Genomic DNA, 22,601 nt, shown 5'->3' with positions numbered 1-22,601 from the left:
GGTTTACGGGGATTGCTACCATACCAGTGTCGGCCAGAATTGGCTGGCACAGTCAGCCGGATTGCCCCGCCGCGCGCGCCTTTTCGGCCAGTTCCCGGAGCACCCTGCGCAAGGATGCGCCGTCTGTGACGGGACTGTCGAAAGGCAGCCGGGCAAGCCGATCGCCCGCCATCATGTCGAGCCCGTCCGGGTCGAGCCCGACCGCCTGCCAGGGGCCCTCCGGCATGCCGCAGAGCCGGGTAGCATAAAGCCGGACGGCATCGGCATGATCCTCGTTCATGTGGGCGACGGCCGAATGCTCCAGTGCCTCGAAATCCGCCCAGTCCGATGCCGACGCGAGGATCGGGGCGGCATCGCCGGAATAGGCCCGGGCGAAGCCGCCATTCAGATGCATCGCCTGGGGAACCAGCCGGAAGAACAGAAAATCCGGAAAGTCGACATAGACCCGCGCCTTGGGGTTTCGGGCCAGGAACCGGCTGCGCACGCGCGGCTCCCCGGCCGGTTCGGCGACCACCCGCAGGCTGAGCCGCGGATGCGCCAGCGGATCACCCTTGCCGGGCCGGGACAGCAGAAGCGAGCCCCGCGGATCGGCGAGCAGGTTCTGCGTGTGGTGCGACAGGCGGGAGGTGAGAATCAGCGGGCTGCCGTCGTAGTCCGTCGCCACACTGGCCAGCGTCACCATCGGAAAGCCGCTTGCTGCCTCGACCGTGCCGAGCGAGCCCGTCCGCGCTGCCCGCAACAGGTCTCGCGCGAGCGCCAGGGGCTCGAAATCGGCGGGCTGGCGCGGATCGCGTTCAGGCTCCGCGGCGCGGCCGGCCCCGGCGGCTTCGAGAGTTTTTGGCGTTTCCGACATGACGACCTCCTGATCCGACCTTCGCCGCGCTCCGCGAGATGTCTCCTCCCCGGCACCGGAATTCAAGCGTCTGGCGCAATCGCGGGCGGCCAATTTGCATCGTCCCGGCTTCGATGCCACAATTCGGCCTGTCTTTGTTCTAGAGATGCGGCCCATGATGCCGGGAAACGGGGCGCCTGACCCCGCGATGACAAGGAATTTCCATGCCCACGATCGCGCTGGTCGATGATGACCGCAACATTCTGACCTCCGTCTCGATCGCGCTCGAGAACGAGGGCTTCCGCATCCAGAGCTACACGGACGGTGCCTCGGCTCTGGACGGGCTGCGACAGAATCCGCCGGATCTCGCGATCTTCGACATCAAGATGCCGCGCATGGACGGCATGGAATTGCTGCGCCGCCTGCGCCAGAAGTCCGACATGCCCGTGATCTTCCTCACTTCGAAAGACGAGGAGATCGACGAATTGTTCGGGCTGAAGATGGGCGCCGATGATTTCATCCGGAAACCGTTCTCGCAACGCCTTCTGGTGGAGCGGGTGAAGGCCATCCTGCGCCGGGCCGGCGCGAAGGACCTGCCGGCCAGCAAGGAAGCGGATGCCAAGGTTCTGGAGCGTGGCAACCTCAAGATGGATCCGGAACGCCATACCTGCACCTGGAAGGGCGAGCAGGTCGTGCTGACAGTGACCGAATTCCTCATCCTGCAATCGCTGGCGCAAAGGCCCGGCGTGGTCCGCAGCCGGAATGCGCTGATGGATGCCGCCTATGATGACCAGGTCTATGTGGATGACCGCACGATCGACAGCCACATCAAGCGCCTGCGCAAGAAATTCAAGCAGGTCGACGATGATTTCGAAATGATCGAAACCCTGTATGGTGTGGGCTATCGCTTCAAGGAAGGCTGAGGGCGCATCGCGCGCCCACAAGTCCCCGGGAGGATTGCGTGCTCGACCGAAACCCAGCCAGCCGGATTGCCGGGCCGGATCCGGCTGAACCGGCGGCGCCAGTGCGCCGCGGGCTCCGCTCGAGCTTGCTTCGGTTCACCGCGCGGTTTCGCATGGGTTTGGTGCGGCGGCTCTCCTCAAGCCTGACGCGGCGGATTGCCTTCCTCAACATTGCCGGTCTGCTGGCGCTGTTTCTCGGGTTCCTGTGGCTGAACCAGACGCGGGTAGGCGTGATCGATGCCCGGTCGCAATCGCTCTCGCTCCAGGCAGAGATCATCTCGGCGGCGATCGCGAGCGCGGCCTCCACCAGCGACAACACGATCCAGCTCGATCCGGAAAAGCTGCTGCAACAGCAATTGAGCGAAACACCTCAACGCGAGGAGCAGGCGCTCGACTGGTTCGAATTCTCCATCAATCCCGCCCGCGTCGCGCCGATCCTCAAGCGACTGGTGACGCCGACACGGACGCGGGCCCGCATCTTCGACCAGGACGGCTTGCTGCTTCTCGACACGAAGGCCTTCTACACACCCGGCGCCTTCTCCGATCCGCGGCCGCCGACCCATGATGAATCGGACTGGACGCTGTTCACGCGAAGCTGGAACGCGGTGAAGCAGCGGTTCGGGCGGGTGGACCTGTCGCAGCAGGATTCACCGACGACGCAGCGCCTGCCGGAGGTCCAGCGGGCGCTCAAGGGCACATCGGGCAATGTCGTCCGGGTAGCGGCCGACGGGCAGACGATCGTCTATGCCGCTAGTCCGATCCAGCGGAGCAGCCGGATCAAGGGCGCGTTGCTGCTCTCGACGCAGGAAGGCGACGTCGACCGGATCATCGCCGAGGAACGCTGGGGTTTCGTACTGGTCTTCCTGATCGCCTCCGGGGTGATGCTCGTGCTCTCGGTGCTGCTGGCAGGCACGATCGCCGAACCGGTGCGGCGCCTTTCCGAAGCGGCCGACCGCGTGCGGCGCGGCACCCGGGCCCGCGAGGAGATCCCCGATTTTTCGGATCGATCCGACGAGATCGGCCAGCTTTCCGTGTCCCTGCGCGACATGACCGGCTCGCTCTACAGCCGGATCGAGGCCATCGAGCGCTTCGCCGCCGATGTCGCGCATGAGTTGAAGAACCCGCTGACCTCGCTGCGCAGTGCCGTGGAGACATTGCCGCTCGCCCGCAATCCGGACAGCAGGGACCGGCTGCTGGCCGTGATCGTGCATGACGTGAAGCGGCTGGACCGGCTGATCACCGATATTTCCGATGCCTCCCGGCTCGATGCCGAATTGCAGCGCGCGCAGGCGAATGTGTTCGATCTTGGCGCGCTGCTGGGCACGGTGGCCGGCATGAAGAACGATGTGCTGAAGCCCGGCGAGGCGCGCGTCGAGGTCATCCTGCCCGCTTCCGGCCCGAAAATCCGCCCGATGCTGATCCGCGGCCATGACAGCCGGATCGTGCAGGTGTTCAATAACCTGATCGACAATGCGCAATCCTTCTCGCCCGAAGGCGGGACTGTCCGGGTCACGGCGGCCTCGGCCGGGCCGCGTGTCGAGATCCGGATCGAAGATGACGGGCCGGGTATCCCCGACCACGCGCTGGAGCGGATCTTCGAGCGATTTTACACCGACCGGCCGGATCATGGCTTCGGGCAGAATTCCGGCCTCGGTCTGGCCATTTCCAAACAGATCGTCGAGGCGCATGGCGGCACGATCCGGGCGGAGAACATTCTCTCGGCGGACGGGCAGAGGGCCGGCGCACGCTTTGTCGTGTCGCTCCCGCTGGCAGGGGCGAGCGGATGACCCCCTTGCGGGAGGCCCTGCATGCTACTCTCGTGGTCCTCGGCGAGAGCGGCGTGCTGATCCGGGGACGGTCCGGTGCAGGAAAATCGGCGCTCGCCCTCGCCCTGCTGGCCCGCGCGGGTGCTGCAGGATGGCATGCGCGCCTTGTCGGTGATGACCGGGTGCTGGTCGAGGTCGCCGGCGGGCGGCTGGTCGGTCGTGGCCATCCGGCCGTGCACGGGCAGATCGAGGCACGCGGCACCGGCATTCTCACGCGGGAGGCCGTCGAGGATGTTGTCATCTCTGCCGTCGTGACGCTGGAGGCGAGCCCCGATCGCCTGCCAGCCGATAGCGCGGGCTCCACCGAGATCCTCGGGCTTGCCCAGAGGCAGTTGATCCTGCCCGATGACCGCGATCTTGCAGCCAAGGCGGATCTTGTTTTTGCCTGGCTGGAGCCCTAATCTCGCATTTGCGAAAAACTCAAGGCAAAATGCTGGTTTCGCTTGCCAAAGGCGCGCGGCTGGACAAAATGCGCGACCTGCCCTTCCGGGCGGAAAGAGGACCGTATCTCTTCATGATTGGCCTGGTACTCGTCAGCCACGGGCAGCTCGCGACAGAATTCCGATCCGCCATGGAGCATGTTGTCGGCCGCCAGCAGCAGCTTGCCGTGGTCTGCATCGGACCCGAGGACGACATGGATGCCCGCCGTGGCGAGATTGTGGCGGCCATCCATGATGTCGACAGCGGCGACGGCGTTGTCGTCCTGACGGACATGTTCGGCGGCACGCCCTCCAACCTTGCCATCTCGGCCATGAACGGCACGCATGTCGAGGTCATCGCGGGGATCAACCTGCCGATGCTGGTGAAGCTGGCGAAGGTCCGAGAGAGCAGCCCGCTGGCCGAGGCCGTGGTTCAGGCGCAGGATGCCGGGCGGAAATATATCAATGTGGCCAGCCACATTCTGGCCGGCCGGTGAGACGCGATGATGGAACAGCCCTGCCCTCCGCCCCCGGTTCTTGAAGGCGCGCTGGTGCGGGAATTCCCGATCATCAACCGCAAGGGCCTGCATGCCCGCGCCTCCGCCAAATTCGTGCAATGCTGCGAGGCTTTCGATGCCGAAGTGCAGGTGACCCGCTGCGGCGAGACGGTCGGCGGTACGTCGATCATGGGCCTGCTGACACTGGCTGCCGCGCAGGGCACCACAGTGTCTGTCGCGGCGCGCGGAAGCCAGGCCTGCGAGGCGCTGGATGCGCTTCAGGCCTTGCTTGCCAACCGCTTCGGCGAAGACGAGTGATCAGGGACGCCGATTGAAATCTTCCCGTGCGCGCTCGATGGCGGGCCGGTTGGTTTTCGCCCATTCTGCCAAGCGCTGCAGATGCGCGATCAGGGAACACCCCAGTTCGGTCAACCCATAGGTTACGGTCGCCGGCACCGTCGGCAGGACATCCCGCCAGACCAGCCCATCCCGCTCGAGTTTGCGCAGTGTTGCCGTCAGCATACGCTGCGAGACATCGGGCACGAGACGCTTCAGCCCGGAAAATCGCTGGTTGCCATGGGAGAGATGCAGCAAGAGCAGCACACTCCATTTGTCACCGATGCCGTCGATCACCCCGCGGACCGGGCAGTCTTCGATCTTTCCCATACCATCCATGGTGCATGTTCCCGGGCATAAGTTACAAAAAAGTGCCTACTTCCTTAAAGAGAGTGACCATGCCTATCTCCTGTTGCCAGGGTCGGCAAGGCCCTGCCACAAGGAGAACCCAAGATGATTTCACGCCGTATTGCTGCACTTTCTACCCTCGTTGCCGGCCTCATGCTGTCACAGCCCGTCTCTGCAAATGACCGGGCCATCGTCGAAGCCTTCTACACACGGTTGCTCTCCGCCCAGGGCGCCAAGGACAAGCCGGCAGAAGCAACCCGGCTGCTTGCGCCAGGCTTCCAGAGCATCGGCGATTATTCCGGCAAGACCAAATCGCGCGAAGAGCTCGGCAAGCAGCTCACCGGTTTCACGCAACTGATCCCGGATCTGGAATGGAAGATTGAGGAGATCATCGAGGCGGGCAATCGCTTCGTCGTGCGCGGCCGCGCCAGCGGGACGCCGAAAGGGCCCTTCTTTGGCGTGGATGGCAAAGGCAAGTCCTTCACCATCATGTCGATCGATATCCATGAGGTCAGCAACGGACAGATTGTGAAGTCCTATCATGTCGAGGATTGGTCGACCGCCCTCCGCCAGCTCTCGGCTCCCTGATGGTTACCGCGTGGCCGGTATTCCGGCCACGCCATTCGACATAAAGAAATCTTTATATCTTTATTGCGGCTCGTTGCGGCTTCTGCTATAGCGCCGTCATGCCTGCCGAGCGGTTCGCTTCCGGGCAAGACATTGTCCGCGCTGCAGGGACAGCGCGACCATCATCGAGGGTTCCATGGATTACATCGTGAAGGATATCGGCCTTGCCGCCTGGGGTCGCAAGGAAATCGACATGGCCGAGACCGAAATGCCGGGCCTCATGGCTGTCCGGGATGAATACCGGGGTCAGCAGCCGCTGAAAGGCGCCCGCGTTGCCGGCTGCCTCCACATGACGATCCAGACGGCCGTGCTGATCGAGACGCTGAAGCATCTCGGCGCCGATGTGCGCTGGTCGTCCTGCAACATCTATTCGACGCAGGACCATGCCGCGGCGGCCATCGCTGCCGGCGGCACGCCGGTCTTCGCGATCAAGGGCGAGACGCTCGAGGAATACTGGGACTATGTCTACCTCACCGCCCAGTGGGGTGATGGCGGCACGCCGAACATGATCCTCGACGATGGCGGCGACCTGACCATGCTGATCATCCTCGGCGCCGAGGCGGAAGCGGGCAAGACCGCCTTCCTCGACAAGCCGGGCAATGAGGAAGAAACGATCTTCTTCGCGCTGATCAAGCGGATCCTGAAGGAAAATCCAGGCTGGTTCACGCGCGTCCGCGATGCGATCAAGGGCGTCTCGGAAGAGACCACCACGGGCGTGCATCGCCTCTATGAGCTGGCCAAGGCCGGCCGCCTGCCCTTCCCGGCGATCAACGTCAATGACTCGGTGACCAAGTCGAAATTCGACAACCTCTATGGTTGCCGGGAGAGCCTTGTCGACGCGCTGCGCCGCGGCACGGACGTGATGATGGCCGGCAAGGTGGCGATGGTCGCCGGCTATGGCGACGTGGGCAAGGGTTCGGCCGCCTCGCTGCGCCAGGCCGGCTGCCGCGTGCTGGTGTCGGAAATCGATCCGATCTGCGCCTTGCAGGCCGCCATGGAAGGCTATGAAGTGACCACGATGGAAGATGCCGCGCCCCGCGCCGACATCTTCGTGACCGCGACCGGCAATGTCGATGTCATCACCGTCGACCATATGCGGTCGATGAAGCATCGCGCCATCGTCTGCAACATCGGCCATTTCGACTCGGAAATCCAGGTTTCCGCGCTGAAGAACTTCAAGTGGGACAATGTGAAGCCGCAGGTGGACGAGATCGAGTTCCCCGATGGCAAGCGCATCATCCTGCTCTCGGAAGGTCGCCTCGTGAATCTCGGCAACGCCACCGGCCATCCGAGCTTCGTGATGTCCTGCTCGTTCTCGAACCAGACGCTGGCCCAGATCGAACTCTGGAACCATCACAAGAAGTACGAGAACAAGGTCTACACGCTGCCGAAGCATCTCGACGAGAAGGTTGCGGCGCTGCATCTCGACAAGGTCGGCGCCAAGCTGACCAAGCTGTCGGACAAGCAGGCCAGCTATATCGGCGTGCCGGAAGCCGGCCCGTTCAAGCCGGAAACCTACCGCTACTGAGCGCAGGTTGCGGCGCCCGTGCCGCATTCGCGTTTCGTTCCGAACACCCAAGATGCGCCCGGGAAACCGGGCGCATCAATTGTTTGCTAACCACTTCCTGACGGAGTCTCGGGCTGGTTAAAGTGCGCGCGATGGCGATTCAGAAGTGATTCGCGGTGCGTGGTGGCAACGGCGATCGTGCTTCCTCGGCGGGGAGCGCGCGGAGGCCAGGGGATGGGGTTCGAGGCATCGGGCGAGAAGACAGTGAGGCGCGGCCCTGCCCGGGCGCGGCGTTGGCTGCGGCTGGCCGCCGGGTTGAGAGCCTCGACCTTTCTCGGCGCCCTCCTGCCCGTCCAGGCTTTCGCGCAGGACAATGCCGAGGCCTTCCAGCTCCGCCTGCCCGGCATGGGCCAGCAGGCCTACGGGCTGATGCACAGCGCGCTTCCGTTCGGCATCGCGCTGCTGGTCGTGACGGTCTATGCGACGGCGATCTCGATGCTCCATGTGCGGGCCCGGCGGCTCTGGAACGAGCATTTCGAGGAGCAGAACCGCACGATCCGCGATGCACAGGCGCGGATGGAGCGCTCCGCCCTGTTTCTCACCACAGACAAGAGGCTGCTCGTGGCCTGGAACGGCCCGAAAGGCGAGCCGGAATTCGAGGGTGATCCCGGCATCGTGGTCGAAACCACCAATCCCCACCGGGTGCTGGCCTTTTCCGAATGGCTGCCCGAGGCCGAGGCGCGGCAACTGGACACTCACCTCCTGCAACTGCGCTCGGAGGGGACGTCCTTCAGCATGAATGCCCGGTCAATCCGCGGCGATTTCCTCGAGATCGAAGGGCGTCCGATTGCCGGCCGGGCCGTGATGGCGCTCAAGGTCGCGACCGGGGAGCGGCTGGCCCTCGCCCGGATGATGGACGAGAAATCGGCACTGGAGGCCGCACAGGGGCAACTCCGGACAGTGCTGGAGGCCATTCCGCAGCCGGTCTGGCTGCGGGACCGGGCCGGGAAGCTGGGCTGGGTGAATTCGGCCTATGCGCAAGCCGTTGATCTCCCGGGCGCGGATGCCGTGCTCTCGCGGCAGACGGAAATCCTCGACAGCGACGACCGCGCCGCCATCCGCCAGACGCAGGTCCGGCAGGGGCGCTACCATGGCTCAGTTACGGCGATCCTGTCCGGGCAGCGGCGGAAAGTCGATGTCGTCGAGGTGAGCGGGCCGGAGGGCGGTGGTGGTTTCGCGCTCGATATCAGTGAACTCGAGGCCACGAGGCTCGCCCTCGAACGGCAGATGGAGGCGCATGTCCGGACGCTGGACGAGCTGCCGACCGCCGTGGCGATCTTCAACCAGCAGCAGGTGCTGACCTATTTCAACCGGGCCTTCGTCGATCTCTTCGCGCTGGACCGGAATTTCCTGCAGGGGCAGCCGACCAACGGCGCCGTGCTCGACCAGCTCCGCGCCCGGGGTCGCCTGCCCGAAGCCAGCGACTTCCGTGAATGGAAGGCCTCGCTCCTCGCGCAATATGCCTCCGCCGAGACAACCGAACATGGCTGGCGGCTGCCGAATGGCCGTTCGCTCCGCGTGGTTATCTCTCCCAACCCGCAGGGCGGACTGACCTATCTGTTCGAGGACGAGACCGAGCGATTCACGCTCGCCACCTCCTACGAGGAGCTCAAGAACACCCAATGGGAAACGCTGATGGCGCTTTCCGAAGGTGTCGGCGTGTTCGGCTCCGACGGCTGCCTGCAACTGTCAAACCCGGCCTTTGCCCAGATCTGGGGGCTGGAGCCCGAGGCCCTGCAGGGCCGCCCGCATGTCGAGAGCATCGGCGCTTCCGTCAGGAAGCTGCCGCCCGGCGGCTGGCGGCGTATCTCCGAGATCGTGTGCAGCCTGATGGAGGCGCGCGATGACGAGCAGTTCAACCTCGCCACCCTCGATGGCCGGACGCTGACCGTTGCGATCGCGCCGCTGCCGGACCGCGCGACGCTCGTCACCGTGACCGACGTGACCGACACAGTGCAGGCCGAAAACCGCCTCCGCGAGCATAACGAGGCCCTTCGCCAGGCCGCGCGCCTGCGGACCGATTTCATCAAGTCGGTCTCGTTCGAGCTGCGCTCGCCGCTGACCAGCGTGGTCGGGCTGGCCCAGGCGCTTGCGGGCGGGGTTGCGGGTGAACTGACACCAAAGCAGCTGGCCTATGCGCAGGACCTTTCGCGCGCGGCCGATGCGGTTCTCGCCCTGACCTCGGACATTCTCGACCTTGCGGGCGTGGAATCCGGCGGGGTGGAGATCGTCAAGGCACCGGTCGATCTCGGTACCGCCATCGCCGAGGCGACGGAAGGGCTGAAGGACCGGCTGGGCGATGCCAAAATTCGGCTGTCGCTCAACCTCCAGGCCGGGCTGCCGCCTGTCATGGCCGATCCGAAACGGTTCCGGCATATCGTGTTCAACCTCCTTGCCAATGCCGTCGCGTTCGCCCAGCCGGGCGAGACCGTGCGGCTGGCGGTGCGCAAGGCCGAGGGCGGAATCATTCTCGAGGTCACCGACAGCGGCAACCATCCGGGCGTCAGCGCGGTGCCCGGCAAATCGTCGATTCTGCCGGGGATCGAGCGTGAACAAGGGCTGCGCTTCTCGCTGGCCAAGGCCTTGGTGCTGCTGCATGGCGGGCGCATCGACATCCATGACAATCCCTCCGGCGGACACCAGACCGTCGTGTTCCTCCCCGAGGCGTGATGAAGAGCCCCGGCCCGGCCTGGCAATGGCACCATTTCCTGCCCGACGAGGCCGCCACCTTGCGGCTGGCACAGAAACTCGCGGCGGAATTCCGCCCCGGCGATCTGGTGACACTCAGCGGCGATCTCGGCGCCGGGAAGACCACCTTCGCCCGGGCGCTGATCCGCGCGCTGACGCGCCAGCCCGCGCTTGAGGTGCCGAGCCCGACCTACACCCTGATCCAGACCTATGACGGCGACGGTTTCCGGATCGTCCATGCCGATCTCTACCGTGTCGCGGACATCTCGGAACTGGTCGAGCTGGGCTGGGAAGATGCGGCGGAGAACGCCGTCGTGCTGTGCGAATGGGCCGAGAAGGCTGGCGAGGTCCTGGCGGCGGACAGGCTCGACATTGCCTTTGCCATTCCGCCCGACGGGCGGGGCCGGCATGTGACCCTGACTGCACAGGGCCGGTTTGCGGGCCGGCTGGACCGGTGGCGGGCCATCGAAGCCCTGTTCGCCAAAGCCGGCTTTGTCGATCCGGCGCGAGACTACATGCTCGGGGATGCCTCGGTCCGCGCCTATGAGCGGATCTCCGATCCTGCCAGCGGGCGGAAGGCCATCCTGATGATCGCGCCGCGCCGCCCGGACGGGCCGGCGATCCGGCTGGGCAAGAGCTACTCGACGCTGGTGCATCTGGCCGAGAGCGTCCATGCCTTCGTCGCCATGGCACGCGGCCTGCGCGACCAGGGCTTTTCGGCGCCGGAAATCTTCGCCAGCGATCTCGAGGCGGGGTTGCTGCTGATCGAGGATCTTGGCCCCGAGGGCGTGATCGGGCCGGACGGGCCGATCCCGGAGCGCTACCAGCTGGCGGTCGATGTGCTGGCGGAACTGCATGCGCGAACCTTGCCGCAGGAATTGCCCGTCGAGGGCATCCTCACGCACAAGCTGCACCGCTATGATCTCGAGGCGCTGACGATCGAGACCGAGCTGCTTCTGGACTGGTTCTTCGCCTATCGCACGATGCGGACGCCGAACGCCGCGATGCGCCTCGCCTATGTCGACCAATGGGTGTCCGTCCTCGAACCGGTGACCTCCGGCGAGAAGACCTGGACCCTGCGCGATTATCATTCGCCCAACCTCATCTGGATGCCGCAACGCGACGGCCTGAAACGGATGGGGCTGATCGACTTCCAGGATTGCGTGATCGGGCATCCGGCCTATGACGTCGTCTCGCTGCTGCAGGACGCGCGCGTCACCGTGCCCGAGGAGCTGGAATTGCAGCTTCTCGCCCGCTATGCCCGGATGCGGCGGGCGCGGGATCCGGATTTCGACATGCAGGCCTTCGCCCAGGCCTATGCCATCCTGGGTGCGCAGCGGGCTTCGAAGATTCTCGGCATCTTCGTGCGCCTCGACCGGCGCGACGGAAAGCCGGCCTATCTCAAGCATATCCCGCGGATCGAGGCCTATCTCAGGCGTTGCCTTGCCCATCCGGCCTTGGCAAAGCTGAAGACGTGGTACGCGACTCACCTGCCGGGATTCGCCGAACCAAGGGAACTGGGCGTTGAGCACGGAGGCCAGAAGGGTGCAGCGGATCAGCAAGGCGATGGTTCTGGCCGCGGGGCTGGGAACGCGGATGCGGCCGCTGACGGAAGCCCGTCCCAAGCCGCTGATTGAAGCCGGCCGGAAGACGCTGCTCGACCATAATCTCGATCAGCTCGCGGAATCGGGGATCACCGAGGCGGTGATCAATGTGCATTACCTGCCCGACCAGATCATCCGGCACGTGGCCAGCCGTCGCCTTCCGGCCGTGACGATCTCCGACGAACGCGACCGCCTCCTCGATTCCGGTGGCGGAATCCGTAAGGTGCTGCCCTTCTTCGGCGATGCGCCGTTCTTCACGCTCAATGCCGATACGATCTGGCTCGACGGACCACGCCGGAACCTCGTGCGGATGCAGGAGACGTTCGACCCCGCCACGATGGACGTCCTGCTTCTGGTCGCCCCTGTTGTGACCACGATCGGCTGGGGCAGCCGTGGTGATTTCCTGATGGACGGGGCCGGCCGCCTGCGGCGCCCGGACCGGCACGACGTGGCGCCCTTCGCCTATACCGGTGTCGGGATCCTCAAGCCGGAAAGCTTCGCGGGCAAGCCGGAGATCTTTTCCCTGAACCGCATTTTCGACGAAGCCGCAGAAAATGGCCGATTGCTCGGGCTCCGGCTCGACGGCGTCTTCATGCATGTCGGGACGCCGCAAGCGCTGGCCGAAGCCGAGCACGCGCTCGACCTCTACGACCGGTAGCGGGATGGTGCGCGCGGTCCCGCAGGTCCTCACGATCGGCCCGGGCACGGATTTCGTGACCTGTCTCGTCGACGCCCTGCTGGGCGGGCGGCTCCTGCCGGTGCACTATGGATCCCAGCCGGATGCCCTGGCCGATCTGACGATCTTCGTGCCGACCCAGCGCGTGCGGGCTGCGCTTCGTGACCGGCTTCTGGCCGCGACGGCACCGAGGCCTGTCCTTCTGCCGCAGATCCGCGCGCTGGGCGAGCCGTGGGACCCGCTGGAGGAGACCCTCGACAGTATCGCGGATCCTGATGAAGCCGGGCCCCTCCGGCCGCTGGATACGTTGCGCCGGCGATTCCTTCTCCTGCCGCTGGTCTCGGCCTGGCATCAGGCGTTGACGCGGCTGGGTGACCGCGAGATTCATGCGGCGCAAGGGCCGCATGCCATGCGCGAGCGGCTGGCGCTCGCCGATGCCTTGGGCAGCCTGATCGACGAGACCATCATCGCCGATCTGCCGCTCGACCTGCTCGCCCGGGCCGCTCCGCCGGGCTACGACGCCTCTCGACATGATGTCTACTGGGAGCAGACGCGGCGCTTCCTGCAGATCGCCGCCGAAGCCTGGCCGGGCCTGCTTGGCGAGCAGGGCTTCGCGGATTCCAAGGGCCTCCGCAGGGCGGCACTGGATGCCGAGGCGCGGCGGATCCAAGAGGGAGCGCCCGGGGCGTTCCTGCTTGCCGGATCGACCGGTTCGGTGCCGGCGACCGCCCGCCTCATGCGCGCCATCGCGCGGCACGACGCGGGCGCGGTGATCCTGCCGGGACTGGACCTCGATCTTGTGCCGGAGAACTGGAACCTGATCGGGCATGAGCAGGCCTCGCTGGCGACCCGTTTCGCGCATGCCCAGTCGCATCTCAAGGCCACGCTGGCGACAATCGGCCTCCCCCGTGAGGCCGTGACATCCCTCGACCGGCCTTCGCCGGCCCTCCGGGCGAGGAACCGGCTGATTTCCGAAGCACTCGGCCCGGCGGAGACCGTCCATCTCTGGCGCGAGAAGCGCGACACGCGCGATCTTGCAGCCGCCACCGAGGGGATGATCGTGCTGGAAGCGCCTGATCCCCGGCGGGAAGCGCTGGCCATTGCCGTCCTGATCCGCGAGACACTCGAGACGCCTGGCCGCAACGTGGCGCTGGTCACTGCCGACCGGGCTCTGGCCTTGCGTGTCCAGTCGGAACTGAAGCGCTGGGGGCTGGCGATCGAGGATTCCGCCGGGCTGCGGCTGCGCGACCTGCAGGCCGGCCAGCTGGCCATCCTGCTGCTTCGCGCTGTGGAAGAGCCGAGCGGCGCCCATCTGCTGGCGCTGTTACGCCATCCCGATCTCCGGCTCGGCTTGCCCGAGCCTGAACTGACCCGGACGGTCACAGCGCTGGAACTGGCGGTCTTCCGCCAGCGCCGGGCGGGGGAACGAACGACCCTGCAAAGGCAGGTCGAGCAGGCCTTCGAGCAGGCGGAGGTGGCCGGGCACGCTGCCAGCCTGCCCGAGCGGGCGGAACTGATGGCCCTTGCCGGGCAGCTGGAGGGCATCCTGGCCCCGCTGCGGCAGGAGGAGCGGGGATCCTTGCCCGCCTTGCTGGAGCGGTTCGTGGAAGCGCTGGACGCCCTGACCCGCCCTATGGAGGGCGCACCGCTCTGGCGGAACCATCCCAGCGGCGTCCAGCTGACAGGGGTGCTGGATTCCCTGCTCGAGGCAGCGGCCGAGCAGGCCGGCTCGGGCGCCGAACTGCGCGAGATTCTCCGGTCGACGCTGGCCGAGGCGGTCCTGCCGGCCACGGGGGGCCATCGCCGGGCAGCGATCCTCGGCCCGCTGGAAGCCCGCCTGGTCTCGACCGACCGGCTGATCCTCGGCGGGCTGAACGAAGGCCAGTTCCCGCCGGCAGCGCGGGAGGACCCGTTCCTCACCCGGACGATGCGGCTGCACCTCGGCCTGACGCCACCGGAGCGGCGGATCGGCCAGAGCGCACATGATTTCCAGATGCTCGCCGGACATATCGATCTCGTCCTGTCCCGCGCACGCCATGGCGGCGAGGGGCCGGCCCAGCCTTCGCGTTTCTGGCGCCGGCTCGAGGCTTTGTGCGGTGCGGAGGCCTGGAAGGGCCTGAAGGCGCGGGGAGATGCCGTTCTTGACCTGTCCGGGCGGCTTGATGAAACCGGTGTCATGCCACAGCCGGCGAGCCGGCCTGCCCCGATCCCCGCTGCGCCGCGTGTGCCCGCCCGGCTGGCAATCACCGATATCGAGCCATTGCGGCGCGATCCGTTCGTTCTCTATGCGCGCCTGATCCTCGGGCTGAAGGCACTCAATCCGGTCGACCCGCCGATCGATGCGCGGGACCGTGGCACGTTGGTGCATCGATGCCTCGAACTCTATGCCGCCGAGGAGCCGCCGCAGGAGCCGGACGCGGCGCAGGCCCGCCTCCGGGCGATCGGCGAGGAGATTTTCGGCGGGATCCGCTCGGATCCGGCCCGGCACGCCTTCTGGTGGCGTCCGTTTGAACGGCTCATCCCGGCCTTTGTTGCCTTTGACCGGGAGCGGCGGGACAAGGGCTACACGGTGCTGCCGGAGCAGCGGGCCCGGTTTCCGCTGGTCCTGCCCACGGGCGACAGCGTGCTGTTGGTCGGCAAGGCGGATCGCCTCGAATACTCGCCGGCGGGCGACATCGCGATCTTCGACTACAAGACCGGCGGGTCGATGCCGCGTAAAGCCGACCTTGCGAAGGGACTCGCCCCGCAATTGCCGATGACCGGGGCTCTTGCCCTGCGCGGCGCCTTCCCGAAACTGCCGCCCGCCCGGACTGTGTCCGAGCTGGCCTATTTCGCCCTGGGTGACCGTGCGAAAGGCCAGGCCGAGCCGATCCTTTCCGGTGAGGAGACCGGAGAGAGCGAGGCGATCTGGCAATTCGTGGTCGACGAACTCAGCGCACTGGCATCGGGCGAGAAAGGTTATGCGTCCCGGGTCAACCCGGTGCGTCGGCAGGGACCTGGCGATTTCGACCATCTCGCCCGGGTCCGCGAATGGGATGCGCTGGGCGGCGCCGAGGCGGACGATGAAGGAGATGGCGATGGCGAGAACGCCTGATCTCCTGCCGCTCGCCGAAAAGCAGCAACGGCTGCGCGCCACCGATCCGGCCTTGCATGCCTGGGTGGCCGCGAATGCCGGCTCGGGCAAGACCAGCATTCTGCGGAACCGCGTGATCCGGCTGCTGCTTTCGGGCGCCGCGCCCGACCGGATCCTCTGCCTGACCTACACGAAGGCCGCCGCCGCCGAGATGCAGAACCGCATCTTCGAGGAGCTGGCGCGCTGGGTCGGCCTCGATGATGCGGCGCTGGACGAGGCGATCGGCGCGATGCTCAGGCCGGAACCCGGCCCGGCCGGCTTCACGCCGCCACAGCTCGAACAGGCGCGGACGCTCTTTGCCCGGGCGATCGAAACGCCGGGCGGGCTAAAGATCCAGACCATCCATGCCTTTGCCGAGCGCATCCTGCGGCTGTTCCCGCTCGAATCAGGCGTTCCGCTGAATTTCGAGATCCTGGACGAGGCCAGCGCGCAAGGCCTGCTGGAAGAAGCCCGGCAAGCCATTCTCGCGCGGTCGATCCGCGACAGCGGCAGCCCGCTTGGCCAGGCGTTCCAGGTCCTGCTGGACAGTTCCGGGCTCGGCGCCTTCGAAAAGACGCTCACGGCAGCAACGGGACTGCTCGCCGGCCTCGCGATCCGGGGCGAGACCCTGCCGCCCCCGGAAGGCCGGGAGGCCAGCCTGCGCCGGGTGCTGGGGCTGCTGCCGGGCGAAGGGCCCGACGAGGCCGTACAACGTGCCTGGGATACTCTGCCTTCGGACCAGGTTCTGGCGGATTGGCAAGCCATGGCGCGGGGTCTCAACCAGACCAAGGGCCGGGACAGCATCATCGCTGCCATCGACGAGATCCTCGCCGGAGGGGCGCCGGAGCCCGAACGCCGTTTCGAAACCCTGCTGGACACGATCAGGACAGATAAAGACCTCCTCAGCAAGCAGACGCTGAGCGATGCGCAGCGCCGGAAGGCCCCGGCGCTGGCAGCAGGCCTCGAGGCGCTGATCGGAACGTTCCGGACCGCACGCCAGTTGAACGATGCCTTCCCGGCCATCGAGCGCTCGCTCGCGCTGATGACCTTCGCCGAAAGCGTGCATGGCCGCTACGAAGCTCTCAAGCAGGCGCGGAATGCGCTCGACTTCAACGATCTGATCGGCTCGCTCCGGCGGCTGGTCCGGTCCGGCCATGCCGGCTGGATCATGATGAAGCTCGATGCCTCGATCGACCATATCCTTGTCGACGAGGCGCAGGATACGACCCCGGACATGTGGGAGATCCTCAAGGCGCTGACCGAGGAATTCTTCGCCGGCGAGGGGGGTGTCACGCGGCCGCGGAGCCTGTTTGTCGTCGGGGACGAGAAACAGTCGATCTTCTCGTTCCAGGGGGCCAACCCGGCCGAGTTCGAAGCGGCGCGGCAGCATTTCGGAGATCTCGCCCGCGCGAAGGACCCGATCCGCAGCCCCGTCCCGCTGAATTACTCGTTCCGGACCAGCCCGGACCTGCTCGAGCTGGTTGACCGGATCTTCGCCCATCCGGAATTCCGATCCGGCGTCGCGCTTTCGGGCGAGGCGGTGGCGCATCAGGCCGCCTGGCCGGACTTCCCCGGCGAGGCCGAGATCTGGCCGATTATCCGGCCGCCCATCCCCGATCTTGCGCCGGCGGGGCCCCGGCAGCCGCCGGAGCAAATGCTGGCGGAGAAGGTCGCGGGGACGATCCGCGGCTGGATCGACAGCGGCCAGTGCCACCAGCGTGACGGCAAGCCCATCGAGCCGGGCGATGTGCTGATCCTCGTTCGCGAGCGCGGCCCCTTCTTCGAAGCGATGCTGCGCGCCCTGAAACGGCGCGGACTTCCGGTCGCCGGGGCCGACCGGTTGACATTGCAGGACCATATTGCGGTGCAGGACCTGCTGGTCGTGGCCGAGGCGGTTCTGAGCCCGGGCCATGACCTTGCGCTGGCGACGGCGCTGCGCAGCCCGCTTTTCGGGGTCGACGAGCCGGTGCTGGAAGCCGTCGCCCGGGGCCGGCCCGGCCTGCTCTGGGATGCCGTTCAGGCCCATCCAGCGCTCGGCGAGGTAGCCGGCATGCTCGGGCGCCTTGCGCGGCAGGCGCGGCGGATCGGGCCTTATGCCTTCCTTGCCGGGTTGCTCGGCGGGGCGGTACCGGACGGATCGGGGCGAACGGGGCGCCAGGCGCTTGAAGCGCGGCTGGGTTCGGACATGCACGAGCCGGTCGATGCGCTGCTGCAGGAGGCACAGGCCTTCGAGAGCCGCGAGACTGCCTCGCTGATGCTGTTCCTGCTCGACCAGCGGAAACGCAGCACCCAGATCAAGCGCGACATGGATTCGCGTAGCGATCTGATCCGCGTGATGACGGTCCATGGCTCGAAGGGCCTTGAAGGGCGGGTCGTCTTTCTGTGTGACACGATGCGGCCTCCGAAAACCGCGCGGAAGAGCGAGCCGATCCTCCTGCGGGACGCCACCGGGCCGCTGCTCGGCTGGCTGGGCTCCGATCTCGAGAAACAGCCCGGTTTCGATATCGTGACGAAGGAGATCGACCGGAAGCAGAGAGAAGAGGCCCGGCGGCTGTTCTATGTGGCGATGACGCGGGCTTCCGACCGGCTCATCCTCGGCGGGTTCAACAGAAGGCCCCCGCCTGCCCGGGAAATCAAGGCCGGGCAGGAACACCCGATGGACGATGCCGACCGTGCGACATGGTACCAGATGGCGCGGGAGGGGTTCACCCGGCATCCACGCGTGGTTGTCACGCCCGATCCGGACGCCAAGGCGATGGGCCTGGACGGGCTGGGCCGCAGCGTGATGCGGATCCCGCCTGCGCACCTGCCCTCCGGAGGGGAAATGGTGCGCCCGGCTTCACGGGGCCCCGGTATCGCCGCCCCGGCAACGTTGCCCGGTTGGCTGCTCGTCGCGCCACCTGCCGAGGAACCACCGCCGGGACGGCTGGTTCCGTCCGGGCTGGCCGGGCCCGAACAAGCCGGGCCGGAACGCGAGGCCGGCCCGCTTTCGCCGCGGGAGCGCGGCATCCTGCTCCATCGTCTTTTCGAGATGCTGGCAACGATGCCGGAGCCGCAGCGGGCAGATGCCGGCCGACGCTGGGTCGAGCGGGCAATGCCGCAGCTGGACGCAGCGGCTGTGGAACCGCTTCTCAACCCGGTCCTCGCCATGCTGGCGCAACCGGACATGGCTTTCTGGTTCGCCCCCGGCTCACGGGCGGAAGCGGCAATTGCCGGACTCGTCCGGCTTGCCGATGGTGAAACCTATCCGGTCGAGGCGCGGCTCGACCGGCTGAGAGTGACAGAGGGGCAGGTCGCCTTCCTCGACATCAAGAGCGGCTGGCGCGGCGAGCGGATTGGTGCAGGCATTCTCCGGCAGATGGCCGTCTATGCCAACCTGCTGGAACAGCTCTATCCGCAAAAGGCGGTGACGGGCGCAATCCTCTGGATGCGGACCATGACGCTCGAACCGCTCGATCCCGCCCTTTTGCGGAAGGCGCTTGCGGAGATCCCGCCCCCGACGCAACGGGATGACAACCTGCCTTGATTCAGCCCCGGGCAATGCCTACCTTTCCCTGAATGCATCGCCTGCCGAAAGGAAATTCCCATGGGCGCGAATACCCACACCGTGACCGACAAAAGCTTTGCGGCGGACGTGCTGCAATCGGCAGAGCCGGTCGTTGTCGATTTCTGGGCGCCCTGGTGCGGCCCGTGCCGGATGATCGCTCCGGCGCTTGAGGAAATTGCCACCGAGATGGCCGGCAAGGTCAAGATCGCCAAGGTCAATGTGGACGAGAACCAGGAAATCGCCGCCCAGTACGGCATCCGGTCGATCCCGACGCTGATGATCTTCAAGGATGGCAAGCTGGCCGCGACCAAGGTCGGCGCCGGCTCGAAATCCGATCTCTCGAAATGGATCCAGACCTCGGCCTGACCGGTTAATTCCCGCGTCGCCCGTGTCTCTGAAACCCGGCTTCGCGCCGGGTTTCCTTTTGCCAGCAGGTTCAGGCCGGAAGTGACCCGTCGGCCTGCAGGACCTCGCCTGCAAGATAGAGCGAACCGATGATCAGGATGCGCGGCGCCACCGGCCAGGCGCGGGCGGCAAGGTAACGCAGCCCGTCGCGCACCGAGGCAGTCGAGACCGCGGGAAGCCCGGTCTCGCGCGCGATCGCCGCCAGTTCCTCGGGCGGACGGGCGAGCGAATGCACGACCGGCACAGCGAGCAATTCCTGCGCGAGACCGACAAAAGGCTTGAGGATGGCGCGGGCATCCTTGCGTGCCATTGTGCCCATCAGCAGGACAACCGGGCGCGGCTGGCGCTCCTCGAGGCTCACAAGCGTCTCCGCCAGAACCCGTGCGCCATCCTCGTTATGCCCGCCATCGAGCCAGAGTTCGGCGCCTGCCGGCGCGAGGCGGGAGAGATGGCCCTGCAGGCGCTGGAAACGGGCCGGCCATTCGACCTGGAGCAGCCCCTGCTCGATCGCGGCGGGCGTTGTCCATTGCGGCACGGCCCGTGAAAGCGCGGCAATGGCCGTGGCGGCATTGCCGATCTGGTGCCGGCCAAGCAGGCGGGGCAGCGGCAGATCCAGCAGCCGGTCCTCGGCCTGGTAGACCATCCGGCCACGTTCCTCATGGGCGTGGAAATCCTGCCCGCCGATCATCGCCTCGGAGCCGCGGCGCGCGGCCTGTTCGAGACAGACCGCCATAGCCTCCGGGTCCTGATCGGCGACAATCACGGGCGAACCGGCCTTAATGATACCGGCCTTCTCGAAAGCGATCTTGCCGATCGTGTCGCCGAGATGCTCGCGATGATCCATCGAGATCGGCGTGATCACGCTCGCCGCAGGGCCATGGACGACATTTGTTGAATCAAACCTGCCGCCGAGGCCCACCTCCATCAGCACCACATCGGCGGGGTGGCGGTGGAACAGATCGAACGCCATGGCGGTCGTGATCTCGAAGAAGGTGATCGGATCGCCGGCATTGATCGCCTCGATCCGGGCGCAGGCCTCGGCAAGCTGCTCGTCGGTGATCAGCCGGCCGCCGCCAGGCTGGCCGAGGCGGATCCGCTCATGGAAGCGCACGAGATGCGGCGAGGTGAAGACATGGACGCGGGCGCCGGCCGCCTCGAGCATCGCGCGCATGAAGGCGATGGTCGAACCCTTGCCGTTCGTGCCGGCGACATGGATCAGCGGCGGCAGCTTGCGTTCGGGATTGCCGAGCTTCGCCAGCAGACGTTCGGTGCGCCCGAGCGTTAGATCGATCTTCTTCGGATGAAGCGATTCAAACCGCGCCAGGAAGGCATCTGCATGCTGCATGGCGCGACCCCGTCAGGCCGCCGCTTCGCGCTTGCTCAGGAGCCGGCAGAGCCGGGACACAGTGGGCCGGATTTCCTTGCGGTGGAGGACCATGTCGACCATGCCGTGATCACGCAGGTATTCCGCCCGCTGGAAACCCTCGGGCAGCTTCTCGCGGATGGTCTGCTCGATGACGCGCGGACCGGCAAAGCCGATCATCGCGCCCGGCTCGGCGATATGGATGTCGCCCAGCATGGCATAGGAGGCGGTGACGCCGCCGGTGGTCGGGTTGGTCAGCACCGCGATATAGGGCAGGCCGGCCCGGCGCAGGCGCTGGATCGCCACCGTGGTGCGCGGCAATTGCATCAGCGAGAGGATGCCTTCCTGCATGCGCGCGCCGCCGGAGGCGATGAAGAGCACGAGCGGTGACCTTCGTTCGAAGGCCGTATTGGCCGCGACGATGATGGACTCACCTGCCGCCATGCCCAGCGAACCGCCCATGAAGGCAAAATCCTGCACGGCCATCGTCACCGGCAGCGCATCGAGCGTGCCGAAGCCGATCAGGACGGAATCATTCAGCCCGGTCTTGGCGCGGGCATCCTTGAGGCGGTCAGTGTAGCGCTTCTCGTCCTTGAATTTCAGCGGATCGACCGGGACATCCGGCACCTTGATCGTCTCGTACTGGCCGCCATCGAACATATGCGCCAGCCGGGCCTTCGCCCCCATGCGCAGGTGATGTTCGGAGCCGGGGATGACCCAGAGATTGTCCTCGACTTCCTTCTGGAACACCATCTGCCCGGTATCCGGGCATTTGATCCAGAGGTTCTCGGGCGTCTCGCGCTTGAGCAGCGACCGGATCTTCGGCCGGACGAGATTGGTGATCCAGTTCATCGTGCTTTCGGTGGACATTCTGCTTTCAATCCCTCGCATAAGCTCGGCGTCGCTTCGCTCCTCGCCCGGGCATGTCCGGTCCGGATTGTGTTCCGGCGAGGCCGAGGCTGTTACTTCTTCACGCCGCGCACAGCAGCCGCGAGCGACGAGACCAGATCGGTGACAGCGGAAACGGTCTTTTCCGTGGCCTTGCCCTCGCCATCGAGCGAGGTGCGGATCAACTCGACCAAAGCCGACCCGACCACCACGCCATCGGCGCCCCGGGCGATCGCCGCCGCATGGTCCGGCGCCTTGACGCCGAAACCGACCGCCACAGGCAAGCCGGTATGGCGCTTGATCCGGGCAACCGCGTCGGCAACTTTCGAGAAATCCGGCGTCGCTGTGCCGGTGATCCCGGTGATCGAGACGTAGTAGACAAAGCCCGATGTATTCGCCAGCACCGCCGGCAGGCGCTTGTCATCCGTGGTGGGCGTCGCGAGCCGGATGAAGTTGAGGCCAGCCTGCATGGCGGGCACGCAGAGCTCCGAATCCTCTTCCGGCGGCAGATCCACCACGATCAGGCCATCGACGCCCGCCGCGCCGGCATCGGCGAGGAACCGCTCGACGCCATAGACATAGATCGGGTTGTAATAGCCCATCAGGACGATGGGCGTGTCCTGGTTGCTGGCCCGGAACTGCTGCACGAGGTCGAGCGTGCCCTTCAGGCTCATCCCTGCCTTCAGCGCGCGCATCGAGGACCATTGGATCGCCGGTCCATCGGCCATCGGATCCGAGAAGGGCATGCCGAGTTCGATCACGTCGGCGCCGGCACCGGGCAACGCCTTGACCAGAGCGAGGCTGGTGACGGGGTCCGGATCGCCGGCCGTCACGAAGGTGACCAGGCTGGCGCGGCCAGCGGCAGCATTGTCAGCGAAGCAGGTGGCAATACGCGTCGACATTC

At 66.3% G+C, this 22,601-nt stretch carries 18 protein-coding genes; 13 read left to right on the top strand and 5 right to left on the bottom strand.

Translation table 11 applies throughout. From position 1 onward, the window contains the following. Positions 1-52: 52 nt before the first annotated feature. Complete coding sequence (locus P0652_RS13730) at positions 53-853, bottom strand: HugZ family pyridoxamine 5'-phosphate oxidase (protein WP_284179393.1); 801 nt, start codon at positions 851-853, stop codon at positions 53-55. 203 nt (positions 854-1,056) lie between these two features. Here P0652_RS13730 and P0652_RS13725 point away from each other — a divergent pair, with 203 nt between their 5' ends. The 5 genes from P0652_RS13725 (at position 1,057) to P0652_RS13705 (ending at position 4,854) form a co-directional block, all read left to right on the top strand. Further along, positions 1,057-1,755 (top strand): response regulator transcription factor, encoded by a 699-nt coding sequence (locus tag P0652_RS13725; protein ID WP_284179392.1) that lies wholly within the window; start codon positions 1,057-1,059, stop codon positions 1,753-1,755. Positions 1,756-1,793: 38 nt separating this feature from the next. Continuing rightward, the gene (locus P0652_RS13720) at positions 1,794-3,581 is read left to right on the top strand and encodes a sensor histidine kinase (protein ID WP_284179391.1); all 1,788 of its coding nucleotides are present in this window, start codon (positions 1,794-1,796) and stop codon (positions 3,579-3,581) included. Next, positions 3,578-4,021 (top strand): HPr kinase/phosphorylase, encoded by a 444-nt coding sequence (locus P0652_RS13715; RefSeq protein WP_284179390.1) that lies wholly within the window; start codon positions 3,578-3,580, stop codon positions 4,019-4,021. Before P0652_RS13720 ends, P0652_RS13715 begins: the two co-directional genes overlap by 4 nt. Before the next feature lie 113 nt (positions 4,022-4,134). Further along, positions 4,135-4,536: a PTS sugar transporter subunit IIA gene (locus tag P0652_RS13710; RefSeq protein WP_284179554.1), complete on the top strand. Its 402-nt coding sequence runs from the start codon at positions 4,135-4,137 to the stop codon at positions 4,534-4,536. Positions 4,537-4,542: 6 nt separating this feature from the next. Beyond that, complete coding sequence (locus P0652_RS13705) at positions 4,543-4,854, top strand: HPr family phosphocarrier protein (RefSeq protein ID WP_284179389.1); 312 nt, start codon at positions 4,543-4,545, stop codon at positions 4,852-4,854. Here P0652_RS13705 and P0652_RS13700 read toward each other — a convergent pair whose 3' ends face one another. After that, entirely contained in the window at positions 4,855-5,211 is a 357-nt protein-coding gene (locus tag P0652_RS13700; protein ID WP_284179388.1) for a winged helix-turn-helix transcriptional regulator, read from the bottom strand. Positions 5,212-5,325: 114 nt separating this feature from the next. Here P0652_RS13700 and P0652_RS13695 point away from each other — a divergent pair, with 114 nt between their 5' ends. The 8 genes from P0652_RS13695 to trxA all read left to right on the top strand — a co-directional run bounded on the left by P0652_RS13695 (position 5,326) and on the right by trxA (position 19,407). Further along, complete coding sequence (locus P0652_RS13695; protein ID WP_284179387.1) at positions 5,326-5,808, top strand: ester cyclase; 483 nt, start codon at positions 5,326-5,328, stop codon at positions 5,806-5,808. Positions 5,809-5,983: 175 nt separating this feature from the next. After that, complete coding sequence (gene ahcY / locus P0652_RS13690; protein WP_502947527.1) at positions 5,984-7,375, top strand: adenosylhomocysteinase; 1,392 nt, start codon at positions 5,984-5,986, stop codon at positions 7,373-7,375. Between the two features lie 213 nt (positions 7,376-7,588). Continuing rightward, positions 7,589-10,084: a sensor histidine kinase gene (locus P0652_RS13685; protein WP_284179386.1), complete on the top strand. Its 2,496-nt coding sequence runs from the start codon at positions 7,589-7,591 to the stop codon at positions 10,082-10,084. Then, positions 10,084-11,739: a tRNA (adenosine(37)-N6)-threonylcarbamoyltransferase complex ATPase subunit type 1 TsaE gene (gene tsaE, locus P0652_RS13680; protein ID WP_284179385.1), complete on the top strand. Its 1,656-nt coding sequence runs from the start codon at positions 10,084-10,086 to the stop codon at positions 11,737-11,739. The genes P0652_RS13685 and tsaE overlap by 1 nt, the downstream gene beginning before the upstream one ends. Next, complete coding sequence (locus P0652_RS13675) at positions 11,699-12,364, top strand: nucleotidyltransferase family protein (protein WP_284179384.1); 666 nt, start codon at positions 11,699-11,701, stop codon at positions 12,362-12,364. Before tsaE ends, P0652_RS13675 begins: the two co-directional genes overlap by 41 nt. Next, entirely contained in the window at positions 12,303-15,476 is a 3,174-nt protein-coding gene (gene addB, locus P0652_RS13670; RefSeq protein ID WP_284179383.1) for a double-strand break repair protein AddB, read from the top strand. The genes P0652_RS13675 and addB overlap by 62 nt, the downstream gene beginning before the upstream one ends. Beyond that, entirely contained in the window at positions 15,460-19,020 is a 3,561-nt protein-coding gene (addA, locus tag P0652_RS13665) for a double-strand break repair helicase AddA (RefSeq protein ID WP_284179382.1), read from the top strand. Before addB ends, addA begins: the two co-directional genes overlap by 17 nt. A gap of 60 nt (positions 19,021-19,080) precedes the next feature. Next, positions 19,081-19,407 (top strand): thioredoxin, encoded by a 327-nt coding sequence (trxA, locus tag P0652_RS13660; protein ID WP_284179381.1) that lies wholly within the window; start codon positions 19,081-19,083, stop codon positions 19,405-19,407. Between the two features lie 70 nt (positions 19,408-19,477). Here the strand turns inward: trxA and P0652_RS13655 are convergent, their stop codons facing one another. The 3 genes from P0652_RS13655 to trpA all read right to left on the bottom strand — a co-directional run bounded on the left by P0652_RS13655 (position 19,478) and on the right by trpA (position 22,599). Next, a complete protein-coding gene (locus tag P0652_RS13655; RefSeq protein WP_284179380.1) occupies positions 19,478-20,791 on the bottom strand; it encodes a bifunctional folylpolyglutamate synthase/dihydrofolate synthase in 1,314 nt (437 codons plus the stop codon). Between the two features lie 12 nt (positions 20,792-20,803). Next, entirely contained in the window at positions 20,804-21,679 is an 876-nt protein-coding gene (accD, locus tag P0652_RS13650) for an acetyl-CoA carboxylase, carboxyltransferase subunit beta (RefSeq protein ID WP_284179379.1), read from the bottom strand. Between the two features lie 92 nt (positions 21,680-21,771). Continuing rightward, positions 21,772-22,599, bottom strand: a complete 828-nt coding sequence (gene trpA / locus P0652_RS13645) for a tryptophan synthase subunit alpha (protein ID WP_284179378.1) — start codon at positions 22,597-22,599, stop codon at positions 21,772-21,774. Positions 22,600-22,601 lie beyond the last annotated feature (2 nt).

Source organism: Rhabdaerophilum sp. SD176, from assembly GCF_030143245.1.
GTDB lineage: Bacteria > Pseudomonadota > Alphaproteobacteria > Rhizobiales > Beijerinckiaceae > Rhabdaerophilum.
This window is presented reverse-complemented; position numbering and strand designations above follow the sequence as displayed.

Bases quoted from the DNA above. Each gene is read 5' to 3' on its own strand.
- P0652_RS13705 (WP_284179389.1), top strand. From the start codon at position 4,543: ATGATGGAACAGCCCTGCCCTCCGCCCCCGGTTCTTGAAGGCGCGCTG.
- accD (WP_284179379.1), bottom strand. From the start codon at position 21,679: ATGTCCACCGAAAGCACGATGAACTGGATCACCAATCTCGTCCGGCCG.
- addB (WP_284179383.1), top strand. From the start codon at position 12,303: ATGTCGGGACGCCGCAAGCGCTGGCCGAAGCCGAGCACGCGCTCGACC.
- P0652_RS13655 (WP_284179380.1), bottom strand. From the start codon at position 20,791: ATGCAGCATGCAGATGCCTTCCTGGCGCGGTTTGAATCGCTTCATCCG.
- trxA (WP_284179381.1), top strand. From the start codon at position 19,081: ATGGGCGCGAATACCCACACCGTGACCGACAAAAGCTTTGCGGCGGAC.
- P0652_RS13695 (WP_284179387.1), top strand. From the start codon at position 5,326: ATGATTTCACGCCGTATTGCTGCACTTTCTACCCTCGTTGCCGGCCTC.
- tsaE (WP_284179385.1), top strand. From the start codon at position 10,084: ATGAAGAGCCCCGGCCCGGCCTGGCAATGGCACCATTTCCTGCCCGAC.
- P0652_RS13730 (WP_284179393.1), bottom strand. From the start codon at position 853: ATGTCGGAAACGCCAAAAACTCTCGAAGCCGCCGGGGCCGGCCGCGCC.
- P0652_RS13710 (WP_284179554.1), top strand. From the start codon at position 4,135: ATGATTGGCCTGGTACTCGTCAGCCACGGGCAGCTCGCGACAGAATTC.
- P0652_RS13715 (WP_284179390.1), top strand. From the start codon at position 3,578: ATGACCCCCTTGCGGGAGGCCCTGCATGCTACTCTCGTGGTCCTCGGC.
- addA (WP_284179382.1), top strand. From the start codon at position 15,460: ATGGCGAGAACGCCTGATCTCCTGCCGCTCGCCGAAAAGCAGCAACGG.
- ahcY (WP_502947527.1), top strand. From the start codon at position 5,984: ATGGATTACATCGTGAAGGATATCGGCCTTGCCGCCTGGGGTCGCAAG.
- P0652_RS13675 (WP_284179384.1), top strand. From the start codon at position 11,699: ATGCGGCCGCTGACGGAAGCCCGTCCCAAGCCGCTGATTGAAGCCGGC.
- P0652_RS13685 (WP_284179386.1), top strand. From the start codon at position 7,589: ATGGGGTTCGAGGCATCGGGCGAGAAGACAGTGAGGCGCGGCCCTGCC.
- P0652_RS13700 (WP_284179388.1), bottom strand. From the start codon at position 5,211: ATGGATGGTATGGGAAAGATCGAAGACTGCCCGGTCCGCGGGGTGATC.
- trpA (WP_284179378.1), bottom strand. From the start codon at position 22,599: ATGTCGACGCGTATTGCCACCTGCTTCGCTGACAATGCTGCCGCTGGC.
- P0652_RS13725 (WP_284179392.1), top strand. From the start codon at position 1,057: ATGCCCACGATCGCGCTGGTCGATGATGACCGCAACATTCTGACCTCC.